The organism is uncultured Arthrobacter sp. (assembly GCF_902805515.1).
Classification (GTDB): domain Bacteria; phylum Actinomycetota; class Actinomycetes; order Actinomycetales; family Micrococcaceae; genus Arthrobacter_D.
In genome coordinates, this window is the sequence record NZ_CADCTE010000200.1 from 1 (window position 1) to 21,238 (window position 21,238).

Here is a 21,238-nt window from a genome sequence, read left to right on the forward strand (position 1 = left end):
TCAGCTGTGCGTTTTGCATGACGATGGGCCTTTTTCTCTTGAACCGTTTAGAGGCTGGCGGCCGGGCAACACAGACACCGCAGCGAGGGTTGGCCTGTAGCTCGGAAGTCCTAGGAGGCCTCGCCGCGGCACATAAGAAGAGTCGTCTTTGCGCGCACAATCTCACGATAGCACGCGCATAGGATGGCTTTAAGGGGCGTCCGGCGCCTCCGGGGAACGGCTCCGCCGCCGTACGGCAGGCCCGCCGCCCGGAGGCGCCGCACCGCCTGCCATCCAGAAGAGGGAGTAGCGATGAAGCCCGCCGGCAGCGAAGAACACGCCGCAAAGGACCCCGTCCGCGCACAGGACGACCTGTTCCGGTACGTCAACAGCGAGTGGCTGAGGAACACGGAGATACCGGCAGACCGGGCCCGGGAGGCGGTGTTCACCCAGCTGGCCGACGCCGCCGAGCTGGCGGTCCGCGGGATTGTCGAGTCCGCGGCCTCCGCCTCCGACGCTGACGGTTCGCTGGCGAAGATCGGCACGCTCTACGCGGACTTCATGGACACCGACCGGGTCGAGGCCCTGGGCATCACTCCGGTGCAGGAGCGGCTTGCCTTGATCGAAGCCGTGACCGACGTCGGCGGCTTCGTGCGCCTCTCGGCCGAGCTGACGCGCACGGGCGTGCAGGGCCTGACCGCGCCCTACGTAAGCAACGACGCCGGAAACCCCGAACGCTACCTGCTGCACCTCTACCAGTCGGCGCTGGGCATGCCGGATGAGTCGTATTACCGCGAGGAGCGCTTCGCCGAATCGCGGACGAAGTACACGGAGCTCCTGGAGACGCTGCTCGGCCTGGCCGGCACCGCGGAGCCGGGTGCCGCTGCGGCCGCCGTCTTCACCCTTGAGACCCGCCTCGCGGCCGCGTCGATGAGCACCGTGGACCGGCGCGACCCGCAGAAGACCTACAACCTCTCCACCCTGGCCGAGGCCGCTGAGCTGGCTCCCTTCACCGGGCCGTGGCTTGACACGGTGACCGGCGATCCGGCCCTGGCCGCGGAACTGGTGGTGTCCCAGCCCGCCTACCTGGCAGCGGTCGAGGCCGCCCTTGCCGAGGTCCCGCTGTCCACGTGGAAGCACTGGCTGGCGACGCGGGTGCTGCTGCACGCGTCGGACTACCTCGACGAGCGCTTCGTTCATGCCGTCTTTGCCTTCTACGGAACGCACCTTGGAGGCACCCCGCAGCTGAAGGACCGGTGGAAGCGCGCAGTATCCCTGGTCGAGGGGGCACTGGGTGAAGCGGTCGGCCAGGAGTACGTTCAGCGCCATTTCCCCGGCGATGCCAAGGAGAAGATGCTCGAGCTCGTCGCGAACCTGATCAAGGCCTACGAGCTCAGCATCGACTCGCTGGAGTGGATGACCGACGAGACCCGCGCCCGGGCCCAGGAAAAGCTTTCTCGATTTACCACCAAGATCGGCTACCCCGACGAATGGATCGACTACGGTCCGCTTGTGATCGAGGCCGGGGACCTTTACGGCAACGTGTGCCGGGCCTACGAGTTTGAACACGTACGCCAGCTGAACCGGCTGGGCGGTCCGATCGACCGTGGAGCCTGGCTGATGACCCCGCAGACGGTCAACGCCTACTACATGCCCACAATGAACGAGATCGTGTTCCCCGCGGCCATCCTGCAGCCGCCGTTCTTCGACCTCGATGCCGACCCGGCCGACAACTATGGAGCGATCGGGGCGGTGATCGGCCACGAGATCGGCCACGGCTTTGACGACAAGGGCTCCCAGTTCGACGGCCGGGGAGCCCTTGAGAACTGGTGGTCCGACGCCGACCGGACCGCATTCGACGCCCTCACCTCGCGGCTCGTGGACCAGTACGCGGCGCTGTCCCCCACCGAGGCGCCGGACCTCACCGTCAACGGGGAGCTGACACTCGGCGAGAACATCGGCGACCTTGGCGGCCTGGGCATCAGCTACACCGCCTACCGGCTGAGCCTCGGCGGGCAGGAAGCTCCGGTGATCGACGGGCGAACCGGGACCCAGCGGTTCTTCGCCTCATGGGCGCGGTGCTGGCGCCAGAAGATCCGCCCTGAGGAGGCGGCCCGCCGTATCACCGTCGACCCGCACTCCCCCAACGAGTTCCGCTGCAACCAGGTGGTGCGCAACCTCGATGAGTTCCACGACGCGTTCTCGGTCCGGCCCGGGGACGGACTGTGGCTCGAGCCGGAGGAGCGGGTGCGCATCTGGTGACCGTGAACGGCACCGGCCCCGACGGCCGGTGCCGCGCGCCGTCCTAGAGTCCGGAGGCCGCCTGGCAGGTGGCCTGCTCCGCCGTCTGGCCCTTCAGGCCGTTGTCGAGGCCGGCCGCGGCGACCTTCGCCCCTGAGGCGAAGTCGGCGCCGACCGACAGTTCGATGCCGGTGACCGCGGCGCTGGGCACGAGCTGGACGTCGGCGATGCCGAACCGGGCGCCGAGTTCTGCCGCCGCCGCTTCGTACCCCGGCCCGTAGAGCACCTGGGTGGACGGGATTTCGGTCGACTGCAGCGTGTTGGCCAGCGTGTAGCCCTCGCCGCGGAGGATCTGCTGCAGTTCCGCGGCCCGGTCGGGATTGTCGGTGCCGTTGACGACCAGGAGGGGCACCGACGCCGGATCGATCGCCGGAACCTCCGGCGACGCCGGGGCCGCGGGGGCGGCCGGTGAGGCCGGCGGGGAGGCAGGGGCGGTTCCGGCTTCCGGCGAGGCTGAGGCCGTGGGTTCCGGGCCGGTGAGGCTGCGGTCCTCGCGCAGGGCCGCGAACAGCTCCTCGGCGGGCCCGGGATCAAGGACCAGGCGGTTCGGATCCTGGTCCCACGGGATCGTCGGAAGCGTCACGAAGGCGATGTCGGACAGGTCCACGTTCTTCACACGGTCGGCCAGTTTGAGGATCTCGGTGACCTGCGACAGGCCCTCGTCGACCGTGAGGTTCTTCGTGAGGGTCTCGGCGATCGAGTAGAGGCGGGGCAGGTTGGTCAGGGTTCCCTCTTCCTGGACCTTCCGGGCCAGGGAGGCCATGAACGACTGCTGGGCGCGGATGCGGCCCTCGTCCCCGCCGTCGCCGAATCCGTGACGGGTCCGCAGGAACGCCAGGGCCTGGTCGCCCTCCACCTCGCTGGTGCCGGCGGGCAGGCTCAGCCCGGAGAATTCGTCCTCAACGGGCTCGGTGACGCAGACCTCGACGCCGCCGACGGCCTTGGACAGCTCCTTCACCGCATTGAAGTCGGCGTTCATGAAGTGGTCGACGGTGAGCCCGGTCAGCTCATTGACGGCGGCGACGGTGCAGCCGGGTCCACCGGAGTTCAGGGCAGTGTTCAGCTGGCCCAGATCCATGGCCGGGGACGGTTCGCCGGTCTCGGGGTCCTCGCAGCTGGGCAGGGGAACCAGGACGTCCCGCGGGAGGCTGACCACCGAGACGCTTGAACGGTCGGCCGAGAGATTCACCAGCAGCATTACGTCCGAGTTGCCGCTGCCGGAGGAGAGGTCCTCTCCTCCGATGAACTCGCCGCTGTTGCCGGTGCGCGTGTCGCTGCCGAGAATGAGGATCTGCACCGGGTCGGTGCTGAGGTCGACCGGAAGTTTATCGTCCTGGTCGGCCCCGAGGTTCAGCGGCTGCGTCTCCACGTTGGACTGCAGACGGAAGACCTGGACCGCAGCGAAGGCCGCCGCCGCGAGGAGCATCGCGGAAAGTGCAAAGGCCGCCGCCTGCAGCGCCCGCCGGCCCTTGGACCGGCGCAGGTGCCGGCCGGGCGGCGGACCGGCAGGAACCGGCGCCGATAAACCGCTTTGCTCACTCACGGATACAGCCTCCTTGGGCTCAGAATAGTACGGGCGGCGCCGTGCGCCGCCAGAGGTCCTACAGGACCAACGAGAGTTCAGGCCGGGACGTGCCCGGTCAGAATCCGAGCCGGACCAGCTGCTTCGGATCCCGCTGCCAGTCCTTGGCGATCTTCACGTGGAGGTCGAGGTAGACCCTCGTGCCCAGCAGCGCCTCGATGCCGCGCCGGGCGTTCGTGCCGACCTCCCGGAGCCGGGCGCCGCCCTTGCCGATGATGATGGCCTTCTGGGAGGGGCGCTCGACATAGAGGTTGACGTGGATGTCCAGCAGCGGGTTGTCCTCGCTGCGGCCCTCCCGGGGGATCATCTCCTCGACGACGACGGCCAGCGAGTGGGGCAGTTCGTCCCGCACCCCCTCGAGCGCGGCCTCCCGGACCAGCTCGGCGATCATCACGGCCTCCGGCTCGTCGGTCAGCTCCCCGCCCGGATACAGCACCGGCGACTCGGGCATGTGCTTGCTGAAGACATCGGCCACGGTGTCGACCTGGTACCCGTCGGCGGCCGACACCGGAACGACGTCGGCCCAGCCCTCGGGGCCTACGACCTCGGTGCCCAGGGCCGCCACCGCCAGAAGCTGCTCGGTCAGCGCCGCCCGGTCGACGAGGTCCGTCTTGGTGACGACGGCGATGAGGGGCTTGCGGTTGAGCCGGGCGAGCTGCTGGGCGATGAACCGGTCGCCCGGTCCGATCTTCTCATTGGCGGGAATGCAGAAACCGACGGCGTCGACCTCGGCGAGGGTGTCGGCCACCAGGTCGTTGAGCCGCTGGCCCAGCAGGGTCCGAGGACGGTGCAGGCCCGGGGTGTCGACGAGGACGATCTGCGAATCCTCCCGGGTGACAATGCCGCGGATGGTGTGGCGGGTGGTCTGCGGCTTGGCCGAGGTGATCGCAACCTTCTGCCCCACCAGCGCATTGGTCAGCGTTGATTTTCCGGCGTTCGGCCGCCCCACCAGGGACACGAATCCCGCCCGGTGCTTATCGCCGCTCATATTCTTCCGCCGTTTCCTGTTCGTCGATCTGCAAATCCCCGCCGCGGTCGTTGTCCCGCGCGAAGGCGATGATGTGTGAAACCCTGTTCCGCCGGCCTTCAAGCCGCTCGGCCCGCAGGCCGATACCTTCAATTGTGACCTCACTGCCGACAATCGGCACCTTCCCCAGCGTCTTGGCGAGAAGTCCACCGACCGTGTCGACCTCCTCGTCCTCGAGTTCGACGCCGAAGAGCTCGCCCAGGTCGTCGATGCCCATGCGGGCGCTGACGCGGTAGCCGCCGTCGGGCAGCTGTTCCTGTTCGGGCACCTCCGAGTCGTACTCGTCGACGATCTCTCCGACGATTTCCTCGATCAGGTCCTCAAGGGTCACCAGCCCGGCGGTTCCGCCGTATTCGTCGATGACGATGGCTACGTGGGTCGACTCCCGCTGGAGTTCCTGCAGGAAGTCCCCGACCGGCTTGGACTCGGGAACATAGCGCGCCTCCCGGCAGATGCCGTCAACAGTGCGGCTCTGCCGCTCCGGGGCCCGGCCGTGCAGCTCGGCAACGACGTCCTTGAGGTAGAGGATGCCGCGGATGTCATCGGAGCCCTCCCCGATCACGGGCACCCGGGAGTATCCGGAGCGAAGGAACAGGGACAGGGCCTCGTCGAGGCTGGACCCGCTCTCCAGGGAGACCATGTCGGTACGCGGGACCATCACCGAGCGGACCTTGGTGTCCCCGAGTTCGAACACCGAGTGGATCAGTTCGGCCTCGCTGTCCTCGATCATCTCGGCGTCGGAGGCCCGCGTGAGCATCTCGCGGAATTCCTCTTCGGTGAAGAACGCGGCCTCGTCGCGGGGGGCGCCGGGCGTGACGAGGCTGCCGATGGCCACGAACCAGCGCGGCACCGGGCCGAGGATGCCGCAGAGGAAGGCGACGAAACCGGCGGTGAACTGCACGACCGCCGTGGCGTGGGCGCGCCCGAACTGGCGCGGCGAGACGCCGACGAGGACGAATCCGACGGCGGCCATCACTGCGGTGGCGAGCAGTCCGGCAAGCCACACGTTGTCCAGCACATCGTGGAAGAGGATGGCCACGGCCACCGCTCCGGCCATTTCGAACCAGACCCGCCAGAAACGCAGCGCGTGCATGTGCGCAGCGGGCGAGGCCAGGATTCCCCGCAGTGCCGAACTGCGCGATTCCTGGACAAGGGTCTCTCCCTCGTGCCGCGGCAGGTAGGTGAAGGCCGCCTCGGCAGCGGTCACGAGCGCCGCCACGCACACGAAGACCAGCGCCATGACGGCAAGGATCCAGATGATCAAGCCCGGGTCTCCCGGGGAGCCTGCCGGCCGAGGAAGTCGCTGAGGAGCTGGCGCTGCAGTCCGAACATCTCCTTCTCCTCCTCGGGTTCGGCGTGGTCATACCCCAGCAGATGGAGCATGCCGTGGGTGGTCAGGAGCAGCAGCTCCTCCTGGGTCGAGTGGCCCGCGGCGGCGGCCTGCGTCTTGGCGACCTCCGGGCACAGCACGACGTCGCCGAGCACCCCTGCCGGGGTGATCCGGCCCGGCGTGCCTGGGCGCAGCTCATCCATCGGAAAGGAGAGCACGTCGGTGGGGCCGGGTTCGTCCATCCACTCGATGTGCAGGCGCTCCATTGCCTCGGTGTCCACAAGGATGATCGACAGGTCTGCGTCGGGGTGGACGAACAGGCTGTCGATCAGGAAGTTCCCCAGCCGGACCAGCGATTCCTCGTCGACCGCGACACCGGACTCGTTGTTGACCTCGATGCTCATTTGGCCCCCGCCCGAGCACGGCGCACCGCGGGTGCCGCGCCGTCGGCGGCCGCGTCCCGCTCGGCCGTCTGCGCTTCGTCCCAGCGGCTGTAGGCGCTGACGATGTCGCCGACGAGGCGGTGCCGGACGACGTCGGAGGCGTCGAGTTCGCTGAAGTACACGTCGTCGACCCCGCGGAGGATGTCGTTGACGATGCGCAGGCCCGACTTGGTGCCGCCGGGAAGGTCGACCTGGGTGACGTCGCCCGTGACGACCATCTTGGAGCCGAAGCCCAGGCGGGTGAGGAACATCTTCATCTGCTCGGGCGTGGTGTTCTGCGCCTCGTCGAGGATGATGAACGCGTCGTTGAGGGTCCGGCCGCGCATGTAGGCCAGGGGTGCCACCTCGATGGTTCCGGCGGCCATGAGCCGCGGGATGGAATCGGGGTCGATCATGTCGTGGAGCGCGTCGTAGAGCGGGCGCAGGTAGGGGTCGATCTTGTCGTTGAGCGTTCCCGGGAGGAAGCCGAGCCGCTCCCCCGCCTCGACGGCCGGGCGCGTCAGGATGATCCGGTTGACTTCCTTCTGCTGCAGGGCCTGGACGGCCTTCGCCATGGCGAGGTAGGTCTTGCCGGTGCCTGCCGGACCGATGCCGAACACGATGGTGTTGCGGTCGATGGCGTCGACGTAGCTCTTCTGGTTCAGGGTCTTCGGCCGGATCGTCCGTCCGCGGGAGGTGAGGATGTTCATCGAGAGCACATCCGAGGGCCGGCCCACGCTCTGGGTCCGAAGCATCGTGATGAGCTGTTCGAGGACCTGTGGGTTGACCACCGTGTTGTTGAGGGCCATGGTGCGGATCTCAAACATCAGCCGCTCGGTGCGCAGGACGTCGGCTGCGGGTCCGGTGATCGACAGTTCGTTGCCGCGGGCCTGGAGGTTGATCCCGGGGAAGGTCGCCTCAATCAGCTTGAGCGCTTCGTCGTTGGTGCCCAGGGCCTGAACCATCTGTTCCCCGGAGTCGAAGTGCACAACCCTCGTATCGAGCCCCGCTGCGTTTATACCGGTTGAAGATTCGCTCATAGTACGGCCGTACGGCCTTCAATCGCCCCTTGTCGCTGTCGTCCGCCACGGCTGCTGGTGCCCCGCGCTGTTATGGATTCCGCCCCTGCCGCGGGGTCCGCTTCCTGCCGATTCCGGTGTCCCGGCTCCGGCGGAGCACGCTCGCCCGCCCCCTAATCTTACGTCATGGTGTGGCGGCGGGGACTTTTTTATGGGCCGGCGGGGCACCGGGGGCGCTGCCTCGAGCGAACATACCAACTCCACAACATCTCGGTATCGATACCGTTTCAGTCCGCGCAATGGACCGACTCAGAGGCTTCGACGGCCCTGCGCTGTGCAACGCTTGACGTATACGCCGTCCCTGTAGGAACCGGCGCAGGAACCCGCAGTCCGTGCCGCACGACGGCTTCACCGGAACGGCGTACAGCATACCGATCGGTGAAGGAGGCCCCAGCATGAATAAACGGGATCCCCTTCGGCGGAGCCGCCTCGGCCTCCGCGGCCTCCTCGTTCCCGCAGCCGGCGTGCTGCTGTGCACCAGCGTGCTGCTCCTGCCGGCCTGCACGCCCGATCCGCCGGCTCCCCCGCAGTCCGGGTCATCGAACGTCCTGCCCGCCGGGCCGCTTGCCGAGGCGGGCAGCGCCTCGGGCGAGCAGATCGGTTCCGACGGCATCCTGCCGGTGTACTGGGTGGGAGACAGCGGCGGATCGGCCCTGCTCTACCGCGAGTTCACCGGTGAGCCGGCGCCGGAGAGCGTCGGGGACCCCATCGCCGACGCGGTGCGCCTGATGACCGCCGGCCGCCCCTTCGACCCCGACTTCCACAGCCTGTGGGAGCCAGCCTCCATGGTGACGACATCGATCTCCGCGCGGAACGTCATCACCGTCGACCTGTCCGCGGACGCGTTCCGGCCGGGACTTCACAGCTCACGGGCCCACCTGGCCATCCAGCAGCTTGTCTTCACCGCCACGGCGGCGGCCGCCAATGCGGGCCTGATCGGCGCCGGTGAGACGAGCAGCGTGGTGCTGCTCGTCGACGGCAAGGCGGGCTCCAGCGGTCCGGCAGGGACGGCCCTCGACGGCGAACTGCGCCGCGATCCGTCCCTGGTTGCGCCGGTATGGATCATCAATCCGCAGGACGGCGACATCCGCGATCCTTCGACCGTCGTCGTGTCGGGCTCCGGCCGCTCGGATTCGTCCGCGCTGAACTGGCGGATCACCTCGCTGGACCGGCTCAAGGCCGGCGTCATGCCCACACCGGGCCGGCGCGTGCCGGGGGCGACGGTGAAGGAGGGCAAGGTCGAGCTGGACGGCTCCCCGGGCACCACCGGGGAGTACGAGTTCACGGTGGCGCTGCCGCCGGGCCGCTACGAGATCGCGGTGTTCCGCCTGGGCGCGGGCGACGCCGAGGAATTCGCCGACACCAAGACCATCGAGATCAAGTGAACGACCGGGGTGCTCCTGCCCCTACCAGCGGCCCAGCAGGTGGTTCAGGAGCACCAGGGCGGCGGGACCGGCCGAGGATGAACGCAGGACATGCGGACCCAGCCGGGCGGCGGCCGCTCCGGCCTCCTGCAGCGCCAGCAGTTCGCGCTCACTGATCCCGCCCTCGGGCCCGACGACGACCGCCGTCGTGCCGCCCTGGGAGGGGCCGGCCGCGAGCCGGGCCAGACCCTCTCCTGCGGTTTCCGAGAGCACGAACACCCGGTCGAAGCGTGCGGACCAGGCCGGGAGCCTCCCGGAGTCGAGCAGCGGGTGAACCTCGGGAATCCACGCCCGCCGGGACTGCTTCGCCGCACCGGCGACGACCGCCTCCCATTTCCGCTGCCCCTTGACGGCTTTCTCCGCCCGCCACCTCACGATGCTCCGTTCGGCCTGCCATGGCACGACCGCATCGACGCCGAGCTCGGTGGCCGCCTCGATGGCCTGCTCGTCACGGTCGCCTTTTGCGAGCGCCTGGATCAGCACCAGCTTTTCCCGTGGAGCCTCCTCCTGTTCGGCGGACTCGACGCGGACCGCGAGCGTGCCCGCACCCCCGTCGGTCACCGTGCCCCGGAGCCGGAAACCGGCGCCGTCGGCCACGTCGACCCACTCACCCGGGGCGAGGCGGCGCACCGTCGTGGCGTGGCGCCCCTCGTCACCGCCGAGGACGAACACCGATCCCACGCGGGCGGAGCGCACGGCGGCGGGCTCGCCGAAGAACAGCGGATAGGTCACTGCTAGAGGTTCCCCAGCCGCTCCCGCAGGCGGGCAAACACCCCGGAGCCGCTGCTGGCCAGCTGACCGTCGGTCGACTCCTCGCCCCGCAGCTCGGCAAGGCGGCGCAGGAGTTCCTCCTGGGCGCCGTCCACGTTGCGTGGGGTCTCCACATTGAGGTGGACCTGGAGGTCACCGCGTCCCTGCCCGCGCAGGTGGGTCACTCCGAGGTGCCGGAGGGTGACGACCTCCCCTGACTGGGTGCCCGGCTTGATGGCGAGCTCCTGCTCGCCGTCGAAGGTGTCGAGGGTCACCGTGGTGCCCAGGGCGGCCGCCGTCATCGGGACGCTCATGGTGACATGGAGGTCATCGCCGTCGCGCAGGAAGGTGCTGTCGGTGTTGACCCGGATCTCGATGTAGAGATCGCCCTGCGGGCCGCCGGCGGTGCCGGCCTCGCCCTGGCCGCTGAGCTGGATCCGGGTGCCGGTCGAGACGCCGGCCGGAATCTTGATGGTCAGGCTGCGGCGGGCACGGATGCGGCCCTCACCCTTGCACTCGTGGCACGGGTTGGGGATGACGGTGCCGAAACCCTGGCAGGTGCCGCAGGCGGCGCTGGTCATGACCTGGCCGAGGATGGACCGCACGGCCCGCTGGACCTGGCCGGAGCCGCCGCAGATGTCGCAGGTCTGCGGTGAGGTGCCGGGCTGGCAGCAGGTTCCGTCGCAGGTGGGGCAGACGGCCGCAGTGTCGACCTCGATCTTCTTGTTGATGCCGAAGACCGCGTCCTTGAGGTCGATCCGCACGTTGATCAGCGCGTCCTGGCCCCGGCGGGTGCGCGAGGGCGGGCCGCTGGGACCCCCTCCTCCAAAGAACGTCTCGAAGATGTCCTGGAAGGCGAATCCGGAGCCCGAGTAGCCCGAGCCGAAACCGCTGTCGGTTCCGTTCTCATTGCCGGTGGTGTCGTAGACCCGCCGCTTCTGCGGGTCGGAGAGCACCTCGTAGGCGTGGCTGACGCGCTTGAACTCCTCGGAAGCATCCGGGCCCGGGTTCACATCCGGGTGGAGCTTGCGCGCGAGCTTCCGGTAGGCCTTCTTGATTTCCTCGCTGCTCGCGCCCTGCGACACACCGAGCGCCTCATAGTGATTACTCACTCCTGCACATCTCTTCCTGTAGAACACGCTGTTCGGCTGACCGACCTGCCGGCCCGGCTTGCGGGTCCGGCCGACGTCGTGAGTCAGCCCTTGTTATCCGGCCGTGGTATCCGGCCTTGTTTTGCTTGGCTTTGCTTATCCGGGTTGGTTAGCGCTATTCGGCGAGGACCCGCGAGAGGTACCTCGCGACCGCACGCACCGCCGCCATCGTTCCCGGATAATCCATCCGGGTGGGACCGAGGACGCCGAGCTTCGCCGTGGCGTCCGGCCCGTAGCCGGTGGCGATCACCGACGCCTCCGAAAGACCTCCGTAGGGGTTCTCGCTGCCGATCCGGACCGAGATGCCGCGGGCGTCCTGTTCCATCTCCGAGAGCAGCCGAAGCATGATCACCTGCTCTTCGAGGGCTTCGAGCACCGGCCCGATACTGAGGGGAAAGTCTACTGTGGATCGGGCCAGGTTCGCTGTCCCCGCCATCACAATCCGGTCCTCACGGCTCATTCCGGCGAGGCTCTCGAGGGTGGAGATCAGCGCCGCTCCGGCGGCACCAAGGGCCGGGGGCAGGACGGCGGCCGCCGCGGCAAGCTCCTTGGGCAGGGAGGAAAGCGCCACCCCGGACACCCGGGCCAGGATCCGCTGCTTGAGCTCGGCCAGTTCGGCTTCCTCGATCGGCGAGGAGACGGGGACAACCCGCTGCTGCACCGTGCCGTTCGTGGCGATCAGCACCACGAGGATCTGCCGGGGCGCCAGGAGCACGAACTCGATATGCCGCACCGCCGCACCGCCGAGCCGGGGGAACTGCACCACGGCCACCTGATTGGTCAGCTGCGCCAGCAGCCGCACGGTGCGGTCCATGACGTCGTCGAGGTCGCCGGCACCCTCAAGGAGCGTCTGGATGGCCCGCTTCTCGGCCGCCGAGAGGGGCTTCACGTCGGAGATGCGGTCAACGAACGTCCGGTAGCCCTTGTCCGTGGGGATGCGTCCTGAGCTCGTGTGGGGGGCGGTGATCAGCCCCTCCTCCTCAAGCACGGCCATGTCGTTCCGGATGGTCGCCGAGGAGACACCGAGCCGGTGCCGGTCCACCAGGGCCTTCGACCCGACCGGTTCCCGGGTATGCACGTAGTCCTCAACAATGGCCTGCAGCACTTCCAGGCGTCGTGGTTCGCTCATCTCGTTCACCTCCGCAGTCGCGTTGAAATTGGGCGGAGCGCTCCGTCCTTGGTTAGCACTCGACACACCTAAGTGCTAAGTCTAGTACGTTCGGGACGATTGTTAGCATTGGAAAGACCGGCAGCAACTGTGCGTCGGCGCACACGGAAGCGAGATCAGGGTGGCCGACTTCGCCTGGGGGGCCCAGGACATTTCCGCCCCCAAACGCACTGTCCTGCCGGAGGTTCCGGCCGAGCCCGGCCTCGTCCTTGAAGACGTTCAGAGCGGCTTCGTGGGTGCGGTCGTGCGGGTGGAGAAGTCCGGTGGACTGCATGTGATGGTCCTCGAGGACCGCCGCGACAAGCGCCGGACGTTCCGGCTGGGGCACGGTTTCCTCGTCGACGGCGACCCGGTGAAGGTCGTCGCCCCTACGGCCGCGCCGTCGAAGTCATCGACGCGCACCGCCTCCGGTTCGGTGAAGGTCGAGGGCGCCCGGGCCCGCGTCGCCCGGGCGAGCCGGATCTGGGTCGAGGGCCAGCACGACGCCGAACTGGTGGAGAAGGTGTGGGGCGAGGACCTGCGGCTCGAGGGGATCGTCGTCGAACCCCTTCATGGGGTCGACGACCTGGCCGGGGCGGTCAAGGCCTTCGATCCCGGTCCGCAGCGGCGGCTCGGGATCCTGGTGGACCACCTCCTGCCCGGAACGAAGGAGTCGCGGATCGCCCAGGCGGCGATGGCCCTGCCCGGTGCCCGGGGCAACGTCCTGATCGTGGGGCACCCCTATGTCGATGTGTGGCAGGCGGTCAAGCCCGGTGCCCTGGGGCTCGCCGCCTGGCCGGTGGTCCCCCGCGGGCAGGACTGGAAGACGGGCATCCTCGCCGGACTCGGCTGGCCCTCCTCGGACCAGGCCGCCGTCGCCCACGGATGGAAGCGGATCCTGGGCAGCGTGAAGTCCTATGCCGACCTCGAGCCCTCCCTGCTGGGCCGGGTCGAGGAGGTCATCGACTTCCTCACCGCCGGCGCTCCCTAATCCTGATGCCGCCGGTGCGCGGCAGCAAGTACCCTTAGAGAAAGTCCTGGGGTCAACCCGCCGCGCTGCAAAGGAAGAAACTCGTTGCCAAACACTGCCGATCAACCCCAGAACTCCGGAACTGGCGGAAACCGGTCTGCTTTTGAAGGGGCTCCCGCCACGGCCCTGCCCCTCACGGCCTCCCAGGACCGGCAGTTCGCGACGCTGGCACATTTCGGCGGCATCCTCGGGTTTGTGCCGTCCCTGGTGATCTACCTGATCTTCAAGGACCGCGGCCCTTTCACCGCCCAGGAATCAAAGGAGGCGCTGAACTTCACGCTTCCCCCCACCATCCTGGCCTTCGTGGCGTGGATGCTCTCGCTGCTGCCCGTGCTCGGTGGCGTGTTCGCGGTCGTCAACGCGCTGATCTGGGTCGGTATCGCGGTGTGCTCCGTAGCCGCCGGCATCCAGGTCAACCGGGGCAGGCCCTACCGGTACGCGTTGAACCTGCGCCCGCTGCGCTGACCCGTTCCACTTCCCGGCTGAGGCCGTAAATGCCCACCCACCTGGGTCGGTCAGGGGGCATATCCGGACATGCCCACTCATCAGCGCCGGTCAGTGGGCAGAAGCGTCCCGATGGCGCCCTTCCTTTACAGATGCCCACCCACCAGGAGCGGTCAGGGGGCATATCCGGACATGCCCACTCATCAGCGCCGGTCAGTGGGCGGGCGCGTCGGGCACCGCCCCTGGTGCCCACAGAAATGGCCCCCGCGCGAACAGGCAGGCGTCGGACGCTCCCTGCGCTCCTAGTCCGGCAGGAGGCGGCGCACGACGGCGTCGGCCATCAGCCGGCCGTTGCCCGTGAGGCGCAGCCGGCCGCGGATGGCATCCGCCCCTTCGATGAGGCCATCGGCGATGAGCCCCGCGATGGCGTGCCGTCCCGCCGGCTCAAGCCGCTCGACCGCAAGCCCCTCGCGCAGCCGCACCCGCAGCAGGACGTCCTCGACGTACCGGTCGTGATCGTTCAGCACCTCGCGGCCCGCGGCGGGAGACGTGCCGGGCGTGAGCGCCGCGGCGTAGGCCCGGGGATGCTTCACGTTCCACCAGCGGACGCCGCCGACGTGTGAGTGGGCGCCCGGCCCGGCGCCCCACCAGTCGTCGCCCCGCCAGTACGCCAGGTTGTGGCGGCATTCGTCCGCTGGGGTGCGGGCCCAGTTGCTGACCTCGTACCACTGAAAGCCGCCGGCTGTGAGCAGCTCATCGGCGAGGGCGTACTTTTCGGCGTGGTCGTCGTCGTCGATCGGGGGCACCTCGCCGCGGCGGATCCGCCCGGCGAGCTTTGTTCCGTCCTCGATGATGAGGGCGTAGGCGGAGATGTGGTCCGGCCCGTAGGACAGGGCCGTGGTCAGCGAATGCCGCCAGTCCTCGAGCGACTCCCCCGGCGTGCCGTAGATCAGGTCGAGGCTGACCTTCAGGCCGGCACGCCGCGCCCATTCGACGGCCTGCGGGACCCGCTCGGGCGAGTGGGTCCGGTCGAGGACCTTCAGGACATGGGGTACCGCCGACTGCATGCCGAAGGACACGCGCGTGAAACCGGCCGCGGCGAGGATCTGCAACGACTCTTCGGTCACCGAATCGGGGTTCGCCTCGGTGGTGACCTCCGCGCCCTCGACCAGGCCCCACTGGGCCACGGCCTCGGAGAGGATGCCGGCGAGGTCCGACGCCGGAAGCAGGGTCGGCGTGCCGCCGCCGAAGAACACGGTCGAGAGCGGCCGCCGGGGCACGCCGGAGGCGTCGAGCGCCTGCCCGGCGAGGGTGAGCTCCTGGTGGACGGTCCCGGCGTACTGGTCCTGGGAGCCGCCTCCGCCCAGTTCGGTGGCGGTGTAGGTGTTGAAGTCGCAGTAGCCGCACCGGACGGCGCAGAACGGAATGTGGACGTAGAGTCCAAAATTCCGCTCGGCCGCGCCCTCGCGCGCCTGCTCGGGCAGGACTCCGTCCGACGGCGCCGGGAGTCCGAGGGGCAGTGCGCTAGGCACCGGATCCCCTCCGGTTGGAGGGGGTGTTTCCAAACGTCACTTCTTGGCTTTGTCCTTCGACTCGTCGGAGGACAGAGCCGCGATGAAGGCCTCCTGGGGTACTTCGACCCGCCCGACCATCTTCATGCGCTTCTTGCCCTCCTTCTGCTTTTCGAGAAGCTTGCGCTTCCGGGTGATGTCGCCGCCGTAGCACTTGGCCAGGACGTCCTTGCGGATGGCCCGGATGCTCTCGCGCGCGATGATGCGCGATCCGATGGCTGCCTGGATGGGCACCTCGAACTGCTGGCGCGGGATGAGCTCGCGCAGCTTGCCCGTCATCATGACGCCGTAGGCGTAGGCCTTGTCACGGTGGGTGATGGCGCTGAAGGCGTCGACCTGTTCGCCCTGCAGGAGGATGTCGACCTTGACGAGGTCCGACACCTGGTCGCCGTCGGCTTTCCAGTCGAGGGACCCGTAGCCTCGCGTCTTGGACTTCAGCAGGTCGAAGAAGTCGAAGACGATTTCGGCCAGGGGCAGCCGGTAGCGGATCTCGACGCGGTCCTCCGACAGGTAGTCCATTCCGCCGAGGATGCCGCGCCGCTGCTGGCACAGCTCCATGATGGCGCCAATGAATTCCGATGGCGCCAGGATGGTCGCCGAGACCATGGGCTCCCGCACCTCGGAGATCTTGCCCACCGGGTACTCGCTGGGGTTGGTGACCTTCAGGGTCCGCTTGTCCTCAAGGGTGACCTCATACTCGACGTTCGGCGCCGTGGAAATCAGATCGAGGTTGTACTCACGCTCGAGGCGCTCACGCGTGATCTCGAGGTGCAGCAGGCCGAGGAAGCCGACGCGGAATCCGAAGCCCAGCGCCGCTGACGTCTCGGGCTCGTAGACGAGGGCGGCGTCGTTGAGGGTGAACTTCGCGAGGGCGTCACGCAGCACCGGATAGTCAGTGCCGTCGAGGGGGTAGAGACCGGAGAAGACCATCGGCTTCGGGTCCTGGTAGCCGCCCAGCGACTCCGCCGCAGGCTTCGCGAGGTTGGTGACCGTGTCACCCACCTTGGACTGGCGGACATCCTTCACGCCGGTGATCAGGTAGCCGACCTCGCCAACGCCGAGTCCCTTGGACGGCTTGGGCTCCGGGGAACTGACGCCGATCTCGAGGAGTTCGTGGCTCGCCCGGGTCGACATCATCTGGATGCGTTCGCGGGGGCTGAGCTTCCCGTCGACCACCCGCACGTACGTCACGACGCCGCGGTAGGTGTCGTACACCGAATCGAAGATCATGGCACGCGCCGGTGCGTTCGGATCACCGGTCGGCGCCGGGAGGTCGCGCACGATCTTGTCCATCAGGGCCTCGACGCCGACGCCGGTCTTCCCTGACACCATCAGCACGTCCTCGGGCTCCCCGCCGATGAGGCTCGCCAGTTCCGCCGCGTACTTCTCCGGCTGGGCCGCCGGCAGGTCGATCTTGTTCAGCACGGGAATGATCGTGAGGTTGTTTTCGATCGCCAGGTACAGGTTCGCGAGTGTCTGCGCCTCGATGCCCTGCGCGGCGTCGACGAGGAGGATGGCGCCCTCGCACGCAGCGAGCGACCGGGAGACCTCGTAGGTGAAGTCGACGTGCCCGGGCGTGTCGATCATGTTCAGGGCGTACGCGGTGCCGTCGACCTCCCACGGGAGCCGGACGGCCTGGGACTTGATCGTGATGCCGCGCTCACGTTCGATGTCCATCCGGTCCAGGTACTGGGCCTTCATGTCACGCTGCTCCACCGCGCCGGTGAGCTGGAGCATCCTGTCCGCCAGCGTGGACTTCCCATGATCGATATGAGCGATGATGCAGAAGTTCCGAATGATCGCCGGATCAGTGGCGGCGGGCACCGGAGCGGTGCGGGCCATGGGTGACACGTGGGTTCCTCACTCTTGCGGGACGGTTGACAAGGGACCGATCGTCGTCGGGCATCCGTTGCCCTACTAGTGTCCCACGCCCTGTCCTTACCGGCCGAACGCGGCGCCCGGGGCCCCCGGCAGTGCCCCGCTACTGTGGATCCATGGCAATCGATGCTTTCGCACTGCTCCGATGGTCCCGGGCGGCAGCGCGCCTGCTGCGGCGCGCGTCCTCCCCCACGACGCCGGCGGGCGCCTCCGGTTCCGCGGCCACGGGGCGGATTCCTGCCCGCGGGCGCTTCACCTACTCGCCGCGGCCCGACGGCCGACCAGACCCGGGCGAAATCGTCTGGACCTGGGTGCCCTATGAGGATGACCCGAGCCAAGGCAAGGACCGTCCGGTCCTGCTGATCGGGCGGGACAAGCGGTACCTGCTGGGCCTGGCGCTCACCTCACGCGACCGCAACAACGGGCGCTCCGCCGACGCGCGGTACGTAGACATCGGCACGGGCCCCTGGGATCCGAAGCGCCGCCCGAGTGAGGTGCGGGTCGACCGGATCCTCCGCATCGAGCCGGCTGCGATCCGGCGCAACGGCGCCGTCCTGCCGCGGGCCGCTTTCGACGCCGTCGTCGGGCGCATTCCGCGCACCTGACTGGGCGCGCCGGGCACCGCCCAGCGCAGGACCGGTCGAACTCTGCTAAGATAGCTAGCTGTGTGTCCGCGCAGGTCGACGGGCACTTTGGACCAATCGCCACACGGTATCCCCACGCCGCTCAGTTCATGGTTGGACCGAAATTCCCTCACGACCAGTCCGCAATACAAAGAAAGTTCTCATACGTGGCAAATATCAAGTCCCAGAAGAAGCGCATCCTCACCAGCGAAAAGGCGAGGCAGCGCAACAACTCGGTGAAGTCCGAGCTCAAGACGGCGATCCGCGCGGTAACCACCGCCCTGGATTCCTCTGACAAGGACGCCGCCGCGGCCGCACTGCAGACTGCCAGCCGCAAGCTCGACAAGGCTGTCAGCAAGGGTGTGCTGCACAAGAACAACGCAGCGAACCGCAAGTCGGCCATCTCCAAGAAGGTCAACGCGCTCTAAGCGTTCCCAAGGTTTTTACACCTGTGGCCGGTCCCTCGGGACCGGCCACAGGTCTTTAACGGCTTCCCCGCTGGGTGTCAGGCCCCCTAAGGGCCCTGCCCGTTGACGACCCCGGTCCGGAAGGGCCCGGCACAGCAACCGCCAAGGAAGCCGGGGTCCTGCCGGACGGAGTGTGCTTGGCCGTCTCCGGCGCTCAGCGGTCCCCGAGAGCGATGATGGTGACGGCGCGTTCCACCGCATACACCGGATCCCGCGACCCGCCCTTGACCTGCGCATCGGCGTCGGCGAGGGCTCGCACGCACCGTGCGAGGGACTCGGAGGAGAACCGCTGGGCTTCCCGGCGCGCCTGGTCGACCTGCCATGGGGCCATGCCCAGCGATCGCGCCAGCTGGGCCGAGGAGCCCGACGCCCCGTGGACCTTCGCGACGGCGCGGACCTTCATGGCGAGGGCCGCCACCAGCGGCACGGGGTCGGCCCCCGTCGCCAGGGCATGGCGCAGCATCGACAGGGCCTGCGCCGTCCGACCGGCGAGGGCGGCGTCGGCGACCTTGAAACCCGTCGCCTCGACCCGTCCCCCGTAATACTTCTCCACGGCTTCCGACGTAACGTCCCCGACGGTGTCGGCGATCAGCTGCTGGCACGCCGCGGCGAGTTCGGAGAGCTGCGACCCGACGGCGGCGACCAGGGCGCGGACGGCGTCCCCGTCGATCCTGCGCCGGGCGATCCGGAACTCCGCCGAGACGAAGTCGGCCTTGTCTGCGTCCTTCTTCAGCGGCTGGCAGTCAACGCTGACTCCGCCGCTCGCGGCAATGGCGTCAAGGAGCTTCTTGCCGCGGTTACCGCCGCTGTGCCGCAGCACCAGCACCACGTCCGGCGCCGGATCCGCGAGGTAGGCGAGGGCATCCTGAAGGAAGTCATCATTCATCGAGGCGAGTCCTGCGACCTCGATGATCTTCCAGTCCCCGAACAGTGACGGGCTGGACTGCAGGCCGAGACTGCCGGCGCCATAGGCGGCGGCATCGAGGGTGACAAGTTCGGCACCGGGCTGGGCGGTCCGCACCTGGGTACGGATCAGTTCGGAGGCCTTTGAGGCCAGGTAGTCCTCCGGTCCGCTGAGCAGGACGACGGGCGCCGGGCGCGCCTCCCGCCAGGACACCGTTTGGGATTTCCCCGAGGGGCGGCTGCTGCTTGACTTGGTGGCCACGAAACCTTCATTCCTGCTTGAACTGCGTACCGATCCACTGTGCCATGCCGCCGACCTCCGGCAAAGCTCCCAGCGCCGGACCTTCGGCCGTCAGTCGGCCAGATCCCACCTCCAGGCCGTTGGCGCCGAGAGGAACCGTGAACAGCACGCCCACCGGCCGCACGGGCACGGAGATTCTCCAGGCAGATCGGCGGCGGCGACGTCCTCGCCGCCGTACCCGAAACGGCCGGGCGTCTAGTCGATGGTTGCGGAGTTCTCCCGGTTGTCCTCACTGGTGCTGTCGTTGCGAGACCGGGTGCGGTAGTCCCACACGATGACTGCCAGCAGCACGGCGTTGCTCGTCCAGTTCATGGCCAGCGGCGAAAGTGCGTTCGAGGCGGCGAAGAGGCCTGCGAGCGCGAGGATTCCGGCGATATGGGATACCAGCCACGGCCGGCCGATGGCTCGTTTGAACAGGAGGTTGCCGAGCAGATAGACGGATGATGCCGTCAAAATCAGCACGTTCGTCGGGATGTACTGATCCTCAGTCCCGATGTTGTCGCTTGGGTGAAGCAGGACGAGTTCATCTGCAACTGCGGTCAGCACGAGACCGAGGACGAGGACCACGGGAGCCCAGGTGTACGCCGATCGGGCGACCATGGCCGAGTTCTGGGAGGCGTTGATAAAGCGCCGGCCTCGGCTCTCGTCGTGGGCGAAGTACAGCAGCCACATCAGAACAGTACTTGCGAAAGCCGACAGGAAGGCGCTCACCTGCGTCGGATTGCCCTCGAGCTCGCCGAATGCCGTGCCCGTGACGATGATCGTTTCCCCTAGGACCACGATGATGAACAGGCCCGTGCGTTCGGCCATGTACTCCCCGGAGATGGTCCATACGGACGGCGCTGTCGATCCCAAGACCGGCAGCCAGTAGCGGAAGAGGGGTGCCAGCAGGTCGATCGCGATTGCCGCGGCCCAGAAGTACAGGCGTTCCTCGGATGGGGCAAGGCCCCCGAGGATCCAAAACACGGCCGACATTGCGAACCAGATCGACGTTCGGGTGTAGCTCAGACTCAGCGCTGCATCATGGTGACGTACGGCGGCAACCATCAACACTGCGCGACCGAGTTGGAGGCCTACATAACCCAGCGCGAAGATCAGCCCCTGACCTTCGTCGAATGCCTCCGGTATGGCGCTGGACATCAGTAGGACGACCAGCATCGCGGTGATGAGCACCACCCGGATCAGCGATCGCTCCGGATTCAACCAGTTCATCGACCAGGTCGTGTACACCCACACCCACCACATGGCCATCGTCAGCACGAGGGTCCGGGTGAAGGTTCCGCCGTCCGGGTGTTCGATGAGCCCGTGGGAGATCTGTGTGATCGCGAAGACGAAGACGAGGTCGAAGAACAACTCGACGAATGACACCCGGTGCGGCTCAGCGTTCGAGCGTGAACGCATGAGGGAGGGTCGGGACGTGGGCGACGACATTGAGATCCTAGCGGTGGTATGGCCGAACGGGCAGTGGGCCATTCCACAGTAGGGTCCGGCAGGCGAAGTGCAAAGCCTGCAGACGCCGCTCGACCCGGGTCAAGGCCCACCGGCGAGCGGAAACTAGGGGAGCATGACGAGATGCAGCTTATCCGGGCTCATCATCCACACGAGCTGAAAGACGCCATCCTCCCCGGAAGTAAGGGCGATTGCCGTCGCTACCCTGCCGTTCTCAGTGAGCGTGGCGCACGGCTGCCCAGTCAACTCGACCCTCCCGCGGGACCTACTACTCCAGAAGTGGCCCGGAAAAGCCGCGACAAGCCTGCCGCCTCGGCGGAGTGACTGCCGGTCGATCGCTCAGTCGGCCAGGGGCCTCACCTCCAGGCCTGTGGTGTCGA

The 21,238-nt window shown here is 68.0% G+C and carries 18 protein-coding genes; 6 read left to right on the forward strand and 12 right to left on the reverse strand.

Translation table 11 applies throughout. The features are described from left to right. The first annotated feature begins 291 nt into the window (after window positions 1-291). Window positions 292-2,241, forward strand: coding sequence for a M13 family metallopeptidase (locus tag QZX79_RS18135; protein ID WP_294570716.1), 1,950 nt, complete (start codon window positions 292-294; stop codon window positions 2,239-2,241). 43 nt (window positions 2,242-2,284) lie between these two features. Here the strand turns inward: QZX79_RS18135 and QZX79_RS18140 are convergent, their stop codons facing one another. The 5 genes from QZX79_RS18140 to QZX79_RS18160 all read right to left on the reverse strand — a co-directional run bounded on the left by QZX79_RS18140 (window position 2,285) and on the right by QZX79_RS18160 (window position 7,681). Then, on the reverse strand, window positions 2,285-3,823 hold the full coding sequence (locus tag QZX79_RS18140; protein WP_294570719.1) for an LCP family protein: 1,539 nt from the start codon (window positions 3,821-3,823) through the stop codon (window positions 2,285-2,287). Between the two features lie 97 nt (window positions 3,824-3,920). Beyond that, the gene (gene era / locus QZX79_RS18145) at window positions 3,921-4,850 is read right to left on the reverse strand and encodes a GTPase Era (RefSeq protein ID WP_120165494.1); all 930 of its coding nucleotides are present in this window, start codon (window positions 4,848-4,850) and stop codon (window positions 3,921-3,923) included. Further along, on the reverse strand, window positions 4,837-6,153 hold the full coding sequence (locus QZX79_RS18150) for a hemolysin family protein (RefSeq protein WP_294570721.1): 1,317 nt from the start codon (window positions 6,151-6,153) through the stop codon (window positions 4,837-4,839). Before QZX79_RS18150 ends, era begins: the two co-directional genes overlap by 14 nt. Further along, window positions 6,150-6,623, reverse strand: coding sequence for an rRNA maturation RNase YbeY (ybeY, locus tag QZX79_RS18155; protein WP_294570724.1), 474 nt, complete (start codon window positions 6,621-6,623; stop codon window positions 6,150-6,152). Before ybeY ends, QZX79_RS18150 begins: the two co-directional genes overlap by 4 nt. Next, window positions 6,620-7,681: a PhoH family protein gene (locus QZX79_RS18160; protein WP_294570727.1), complete on the reverse strand. Its 1,062-nt coding sequence runs from the start codon at window positions 7,679-7,681 to the stop codon at window positions 6,620-6,622. Before QZX79_RS18160 ends, ybeY begins: the two co-directional genes overlap by 4 nt. Window positions 7,682-8,115: 434 nt before the next feature. On the opposite strand from QZX79_RS18160, the gene QZX79_RS18165 reads away from it, so the two are divergent. Then, window positions 8,116-9,105, forward strand: a complete 990-nt coding sequence (locus QZX79_RS18165) for a GerMN domain-containing protein (RefSeq protein ID WP_294570730.1) — start codon at window positions 8,116-8,118, stop codon at window positions 9,103-9,105. 21 nt (window positions 9,106-9,126) lie between these two features. Here QZX79_RS18165 and QZX79_RS18170 read toward each other — a convergent pair whose 3' ends face one another. The 3 genes from QZX79_RS18170 to hrcA form a co-directional block, all read right to left on the reverse strand. Further along, the gene (locus QZX79_RS18170; protein WP_294570733.1) at window positions 9,127-9,876 is read right to left on the reverse strand and encodes a 16S rRNA (uracil(1498)-N(3))-methyltransferase; all 750 of its coding nucleotides are present in this window, start codon (window positions 9,874-9,876) and stop codon (window positions 9,127-9,129) included. A 2-nt stretch (window positions 9,877-9,878) separates the two neighbouring features. After that, a complete protein-coding gene (dnaJ, locus tag QZX79_RS18175) occupies window positions 9,879-11,006 on the reverse strand; it encodes a molecular chaperone DnaJ (RefSeq protein ID WP_294570735.1) in 1,128 nt (375 codons plus the stop codon). Between the two features lie 154 nt (window positions 11,007-11,160). Then, entirely contained in the window at window positions 11,161-12,174 is a 1,014-nt protein-coding gene (gene hrcA / locus QZX79_RS18180) for a heat-inducible transcriptional repressor HrcA (RefSeq protein WP_120165605.1), read from the reverse strand. Between the two features lie 160 nt (window positions 12,175-12,334). Here hrcA and QZX79_RS18185 point away from each other — a divergent pair, with 160 nt between their 5' ends. Both QZX79_RS18185 and QZX79_RS18190 read left to right on the forward strand, forming a co-directional pair. Next, window positions 12,335-13,183, forward strand: a complete 849-nt coding sequence (locus tag QZX79_RS18185; protein WP_294570739.1) for a DUF3097 family protein — start codon at window positions 12,335-12,337, stop codon at window positions 13,181-13,183. A gap of 84 nt (window positions 13,184-13,267) precedes the next feature. Further along, window positions 13,268-13,687: a DUF4870 domain-containing protein gene (locus QZX79_RS18190; RefSeq protein ID WP_294570741.1), complete on the forward strand. Its 420-nt coding sequence runs from the start codon at window positions 13,268-13,270 to the stop codon at window positions 13,685-13,687. A 281-nt stretch (window positions 13,688-13,968) separates the two neighbouring features. On the opposite strand, the gene hemW is transcribed toward QZX79_RS18190, so the two are convergent. Together hemW and lepA are read right to left on the reverse strand one after the other, a co-directional pair. Further along, window positions 13,969-15,198, reverse strand: coding sequence for a radical SAM family heme chaperone HemW (gene hemW, locus QZX79_RS18195; protein ID WP_294570744.1), 1,230 nt, complete (start codon window positions 15,196-15,198; stop codon window positions 13,969-13,971). A gap of 36 nt (window positions 15,199-15,234) precedes the next feature. Beyond that, on the reverse strand, window positions 15,235-17,088 hold the full coding sequence (lepA, locus tag QZX79_RS18200) for a translation elongation factor 4 (protein WP_294570746.1): 1,854 nt from the start codon (window positions 17,086-17,088) through the stop codon (window positions 15,235-15,237). Between the two features lie 143 nt (window positions 17,089-17,231). Between lepA and QZX79_RS18205 the strand changes: the two genes are divergently transcribed. Both QZX79_RS18205 and rpsT read left to right on the forward strand, forming a co-directional pair. Then, complete coding sequence (locus QZX79_RS18205) at window positions 17,232-17,720, forward strand: type II toxin-antitoxin system PemK/MazF family toxin (RefSeq protein WP_294570751.1); 489 nt, start codon at window positions 17,232-17,234, stop codon at window positions 17,718-17,720. Window positions 17,721-17,905: 185 nt separating this feature from the next. Continuing rightward, complete coding sequence (rpsT, locus tag QZX79_RS18210) at window positions 17,906-18,166, forward strand: 30S ribosomal protein S20 (protein WP_120165482.1); 261 nt, start codon at window positions 17,906-17,908, stop codon at window positions 18,164-18,166. Between the two features lie 193 nt (window positions 18,167-18,359). Here the strand turns inward: rpsT and holA are convergent, their stop codons facing one another. Both holA and QZX79_RS18220 read right to left on the reverse strand, forming a co-directional pair. Further along, the gene (gene holA / locus QZX79_RS18215) at window positions 18,360-19,370 is read right to left on the reverse strand and encodes a DNA polymerase III subunit delta (protein WP_294570754.1); all 1,011 of its coding nucleotides are present in this window, start codon (window positions 19,368-19,370) and stop codon (window positions 18,360-18,362) included. 234 nt (window positions 19,371-19,604) lie between these two features. Further along, entirely contained in the window at window positions 19,605-20,840 is a 1,236-nt protein-coding gene (locus QZX79_RS18220) for a low temperature requirement protein A (protein WP_294570756.1), read from the reverse strand. Window positions 20,841-21,238 lie beyond the last annotated feature (398 nt).